This window comes from Methylomonas methanica, assembly GCF_001644035.1.
Lineage (GTDB): Bacteria > Pseudomonadota > Gammaproteobacteria > Methylococcales > Methylomonadaceae > Methylomonas > Methylomonas methanica_A.
Map to the genome: position 1 here is coordinate 59,647 of NZ_LUUG01000061.1, position 6,002 is coordinate 65,648.

At 48.0% G+C, this 6,002-nt stretch carries 5 protein-coding genes; 2 read left to right on the forward strand and 3 right to left on the reverse strand.

The genetic code is table 11. The annotated features are described in order from the left end of the window. Positions 1-188: 188 nt before the first annotated feature. On the reverse strand, positions 189-710 hold the full coding sequence (locus A1332_RS09420) for a hypothetical protein (RefSeq protein ID WP_064008236.1): 522 nt from the start codon (positions 708-710) through the stop codon (positions 189-191). A gap of 17 nt (positions 711-727) precedes the next feature. Continuing rightward, complete coding sequence (locus tag A1332_RS09425) at positions 728-1,135, reverse strand: BON domain-containing protein (RefSeq protein ID WP_064008237.1); 408 nt, start codon at positions 1,133-1,135, stop codon at positions 728-730. A 399-nt stretch (positions 1,136-1,534) separates the two neighbouring features. Here A1332_RS09425 and A1332_RS09430 point away from each other — a divergent pair, with 399 nt between their 5' ends. Together A1332_RS09430 and A1332_RS09435 are read left to right on the forward strand one after the other, a co-directional pair. Next, positions 1,535-3,649, forward strand: a complete 2,115-nt coding sequence (locus A1332_RS09430) for a catalase (RefSeq protein WP_064008238.1) — start codon at positions 1,535-1,537, stop codon at positions 3,647-3,649. Between the two features lie 224 nt (positions 3,650-3,873). Further along, positions 3,874-5,661 (forward strand): AsmA family protein, encoded by a 1,788-nt coding sequence (locus tag A1332_RS09435; RefSeq protein WP_231890253.1) that lies wholly within the window; start codon positions 3,874-3,876, stop codon positions 5,659-5,661. Positions 5,662-5,701: 40 nt separating this feature from the next. Here the strand turns inward: A1332_RS09435 and A1332_RS09440 are convergent. Continuing rightward, positions 5,702-6,002 (reverse strand): FAD-dependent oxidoreductase (locus tag A1332_RS09440; RefSeq protein WP_157203983.1); only part of this gene is annotated, 301 nt, incomplete at its 5' end.

Sequence of the window (6,002 nt, forward strand, 5' to 3'; positions counted from 1 at the left end):
TTTTGCGCGCGGTTTATCCGCCATCATCTGGAATAAAAAATACGCAAAAAAAGAATGCCCGGTCCGACTTGGCGGGGGGCATTATGGAGGCGCTATACACGGAAGAAATGTGGTGTCAGTAAACCTTTATAAATTCAAAAATCCCTTCTCGTTCCATGAAACGGGATTTTTATAGGGGGGTTTCAACATCAAGCAGGTACGGCCGCTTCGTCGGTGTAAGAAATATCTTCGGCGTGCGCGTGTCCAAAAATTTCTTTTATCTGATCAATGGCTTCGCTACTGCCGGCGTGCACCGAGATCAAAATGCCGCCACCCTTGATTTTGCCTTCGTAGCGCACGGCTTCATATTCCGGAATGCCCACGCCAATCAACGCGCCGCTCAATCCGCCCGCCGCGGCACCCAATGCCGCACCGCTCATTGCGGCCATAATCGGGCCGGCGGCGATAAACGGCCCCAAACCAGGGATAGCCAGGGTGCCGATACCGGCCAACCAGCCTAATACGGCGCCGGTGCCCATGCCTACCGTTCCGCCAAGCGCCGCGCCTTCCGGGGCTTTGGTGTGTTTTTCATGGGCAAAATCCTTCGTGGTATTTTTATCGGGCAGCAATACGGAAATATCGTTGCTGGCAAAACTGGCAGCTTTCAACTGGTTCACAATGCTTTCAGTTTGCTCGATAGTTTGAGCGATACAAAAAACGGATTTAGTCATTACATACTCCCACGCTGTTAAGGCGCTTTAGTTTCAAGTTGATTGTCTACCTGCACAACACCGGCCGTTTCTCGGCAGATTTTTTGCAGTTTTATGCTTTCGTCCGTCGTTGCGACGGGGCCGCGCAAAGTCACAACGCCATTGCGGGCAATGATTTTGGCGTTATGCGCATCCATAGATAAGGATTTGTCTTTGAGCAGAGCTTTACGAATGTGCGCGGTGATTTTTAAGTCGGCTTTGGACTCGTTTTGATCCTCGGCCGTTAAGGTGGTGTTGTCTTTATCGCGGAGGTTTTTTTGGGTATTTTCCAACTCAGTGTTTTCAGCTAATTGGCTTGCGGAAGACTGATCGCCTTTAGCTTGGTTGGCGACAAACAGCAAACAGCTGCTTAGAGCGAAGGCAACTAACGACAATGGCTTAGGCATATCCCCTCCTTGAAAAGTACTTTATTGTTGGCGCATCGGCATCGAATAGGTGGCCGGTGGCAGTCATCCGATCGGCAGTCTTTGTCTGGCGAGAGCCGACGGTGTTTCTGAAATTTACCCGAGCAGCCGCACAATGTCGGTGCGCTGCCAAACATTGCGGGTAAAAGCATGTTCGAATTGAACTCGTCGTTAGCCCTAACGCCTCTACGATGATGAGTGGTGGTGACTAATTTTTTGAGTTTGAAAAACGTCAGATTTCAACACTGACGATTGACGATTTTTCTATAAAAAGCCGAATAAATAAGGCTTTACAGTGTGACAGCGTACAGACCCCAAGCTCCAGGTGTCGGATGATCTTTCGATCATAAGCCGACACGCTAAATCCATTGGGGATGCATCATGAATAAAGCAAAAACACCTGTTCTAAACGTAGCGAATGAACCAGCCCAATTTGGGGAGGAAGCATCGACAATTTCAATCGGCAACGGCGGCGAGTGGCACCAGTCAGCCATCGACGACCAGCCCACTTTGACGACCAATCAGGGATTGCCGATTGCCGATAACCAAAATTCCCTGAAAGCCCATCCGAACGGTCCGACGCTGCTGGAAGATTTTATTCTGCGCGAAAAAATCACCCATTTCGACCACGAGCGCATCCCGGAACGCATCGTCCACGCCCGTGGAACCGGCGCACATGGCTTTTTCGAGCTCACCGAATCCCTGGAGCAATACACCACGGCCAAAGTGCTGACCGAAGTAGGTGAGCAAACGCCGCTGTTTACGCGCATATCCACTGTCGCTGGCGGCTCCGGGTCCGCCGATACGCCGCGCGATGTCCGCGGCTTTGCCGTCAAGTTTTACACCAAGGAAGGCAATTGGGATTTGGTCGGCAATAACATCCCGGTGTTCTTTATTCAGGATGCCATCAAATTTCCCGACCTGATTCATGCGGTTAAAATGGAACCGGACCGTGGCTTTCCGCAAGCGGCATCGGCGCATGACACCTTCTGGGATTTTATTTCTTTAACACCGGAAGCCATGCATATGGTGATGTGGGTGATGTCCGACCGCACCTTGCCGCGGTCGTTGCGGATGATCGAAGGCTTTGGGATTCATTCGTTTCGCTTAATCAATGCGGCGGGCGAATCGACCTTCGTGAAATTTCACTGGCGACCGAAACTCGGGTTGCAATCCACTCTCTGGGATGAGGCGGTAAAAATTGCCGGGGCCGACTCCGACTTTCACCGTCGCGACATGTTCGAGGCGATCAGCGCCGGTAACTTTCCGGAATGGGATTTGGCGGTGCAATTGTTCTCGCAAGAACAAGCTGATGCCTTCCCGTTCGATCATCTCGATCCGACTAAATTGATCCCGGAAGAGTTGGTGCCGTTGCGGGTTATCGGCCGCATGGTATTGAATCGCTGGCCGGACAATTTTTTCGCGGAAACCGAACAGGTGGCGTTTTGCCCGTCTCATGTGGTACCGGGCATCGATTTCTCCAACGACCCCTTATTGCAGGGCCGGTTATTCTCCTATCTGGACACGCAACTATCCCGGTTGGGCTCAGCAAATTTTCACCAGATACCGGTCAATGCGCCGCAGTGTCCCTTCGCCAATCAGCAACGCGATGGACATATGCAAATGGCGCAACCTCAAGGACGAGTGGCCTACGAACCGAATACGCTGGCAATGGATTCGCCACGCGAACAAGCTGACACCGGCTTTCGCAGTGCGGCGATTGATGAAAGTGGTGCCAAGGGGCGGATTCGACCCGAGAGCTTTGCCGATCATTACAGTCAGGCCAGACAGTTTTATTTAAGTCAGTCTGCCTACGAACAAGCGCATCTGGCCTCGGCCTTGGTCTTTGAACTATCCAAGGTAGAACATCCGCATATCCGTGCCGCGATGGTCGGTCACCTACGTCATATCGAACAAGACCTTGCGCAGCGGGTGGCCTCCGGCCTAGGTCTGATTGAATTGCCGCCAGCGCCAACTGCGGCGATGGCGACCCAGGAACTGGAGCCATCGCCGGCTTTACAGCTGATCGGGAACATGAAGAATACCCTTGAGGGCCGGAGTGTTGGGATATTGATCGCGGAGGGTTCGGATGCGGCAAGTATTGCGGCTGTGCAGCAAGCTGTGACCAGTGCCGGCGCAACAAGCAAAATTATCGCCACGGTAGTAGGAGAAACCACACTAGCTGATGGCTGGTTGATGAAAGTCGATGGCCAATTGGCGGGTACGCCGTCAGTAATGTTCGACGCGGTAGCCATCCTCCTGTCCGAACATGCCGCCATGTCCTTGGGGAAGGAAGCCGCCGCCATCGATTTCGTGCGCGATGCGTTTGGTCACTTGAAAGCGCTAATTGTTGACGAGGGCGGCGCAGTCTTACTGACCACGGCGAATATTAAACCCGATGGCGGCGTGTTTAACATTGATTGCGTGGATGATTTCATCGCTGCTGCCAAGACCCGGCAGTGGGCGCGCGAAGCCAGTATCAGGACACTGGCTTGATAACAGCGTAATCCACAGCACGTGCCTCACCTTTGACTTCCGGGCGTAACGCTTTGAATTCGTTTGGGTTGTTAAAGGTGGCATTGTTGAGTTTTTTATTGGTGCTAATCCCGTTGCCAAACTCTACCGCCAGCGTTCAAAAATAACCAATGAACTGCAAACTGATAAGCCTAACCCGAATATTTTTAGTCATGTTACTAATAGGGTTATGTGCTTTTGGGAGTATGCTACTAATTTTTGCCTATTCCGATAATGCTAGGATCTGGTTTATTGAAAATAGCGTTAATACCCAAAAGCTAAAACTTGATATAAAAGGCGAAACTATTTTTGAATATGGCTGGCAACCTGAGCTCACTCTTAATAATATTTCAATCAAAAATACTGCTTGGCCGAGCCCTGATAACGTTGCACAAATTGATAAATTATCATTACAATTCTCTATTTCAAGGTTGTTCCATGGCGAAATATTCATTAACGATTTAAGCATTAGCAAGCCCGAATTATTTCTTTTAAAAAATAAGAAAGGTGATGAAAATTGGCGTTTTTCTGACCCAAAAGCTGATTCAAACGCTCTTGAGTTACCGGTTATTTTCGAGAGTCTACATATTGTTTCCGGAATATTTCGTTATTTTGATGAAATCCGCGATATGAATTTTGAAGGAGATATAGATTCCTTGAAAGGCTCTGGTGGCTGGCAGCTTCCGATTACCATTGAAAGTAAGGGCACCTACCAACACAAAACGCTAAATATCCAGGCTGCTGCCGGTTCCTATGCAGAATTACGCTCAGAAAATAATCCCTATCCTGTCAAGTTGAATATGGTGTTCGGCCAAACGGAAATAGCTATTCGCGGCACAGTGACTCATCCTCTACAAGCGCCCGATCCAAAGCTTAAGCTTTCTTTTGCAGGAGCTGATATTTCCGAATTATTTCCTTTAATCGGCATTCCTTTACCACCCAGCCCTGCTTATAAAATAACGGGGGATTTAAGCCGTCAGGATCGCACTTGGCGCTTTGACCATTTTAATGGTGAAATTGGGCATAGCGATTTGCAAGGAACAGTTCTCATCAATCCAACACGTGAGCTTTTGTATTTCGATATGGATTTGTTCGCCAAAACGCTTGATCTTGCCGATTTAAGCGGATTCATTGGCGGCGAACCCAATCTTACAGACCAGAGTGTTACCGCAGACAATGCTTTGATCCCCGAGCGTCATTTCAACTTTAAACAAATTCGTGCAGCCAATGGCAAGGCTAGGCTTCGCGCCACAAATATCCTTAACAAGGAAATCCCCCTAAGCAACTTTGACGGTCAAATATCGCTCAACAATGGAGTGTTGACTTTCGAACCCGTCACCTTCGGAATTGACGATGGACGGATAAACCTTTGGATGTCAGCCTATGGATCGCAAAATCCGCCAGACGTTGATATCCAAATTAATGTGATTGATATGCCTTTAAGTAAGCTAATTGGGGAAGTTAAAGATATTCAGAACACGTTGGGGAAAATTAACGGTAAGTTGAAAATAACAGGGTCGGGCAATTCGCTTAAAGATATACTTTCAAGCGCCAACGGAGAAGCTTATTTAGTGCAATACGATGGCAAAATTAGCGCTTTGATAGTAGAGTTGATAGGCTTAGACATTTTCCACGCTCTTGGCTACTATATCTCGGGAGATATTCAAATTCCTATTCTCTGTGCCAGTGTTGATGTGGATATTAATAATGGGATTGGCAAGTCAAAAACTTTATTGCTCAATACCAAGGATAGTGTTGTTCATGGCAATGGCTATTTGTCATTTAAAAACGAAACCTTTGAAGTAGCGATGACTCCTTATCCTCGTGATTTTAGTCCGCTTACCCTTCGTTCCACCTTAAATGTTTCCGGCACTATATTAAAACCAAAATTTTCAATTGACCCTTTGTCTACTCTCATGCTGCTGCCGCCGATTGATATAGGCGAGGTTGAAAAGATTGATTGTCAAAAAATGATACGGGGGGCAAAGGACTAAACTCTGGTGCGTTTATATAAACGCTAAAATCCGTCAAAATTCACCTATCAAACGCAAATATCGCTTCGTTGGGATTAGCTTTTTTGAATAGTATGTCCCTAATTATTTCCGCGGCAATGACCGAAAATGTTATGCCATTACCACCAAAACCCAGGGAAAATAAACCATTTGGTTTAGGTGCATAATGGCCGATATAGGGAAGGCCATCCTTTGTGACTCCAAAAGTACCCGACCAGGAAAACTCAGGCTGGAAACGGAGTTTGGGGAACAGTTTGGCAAAATCGTCTGCTAATTGCCGTGTTTTTAACGCTAATTTAGCTTTGCGTATTCTGATTAATTTG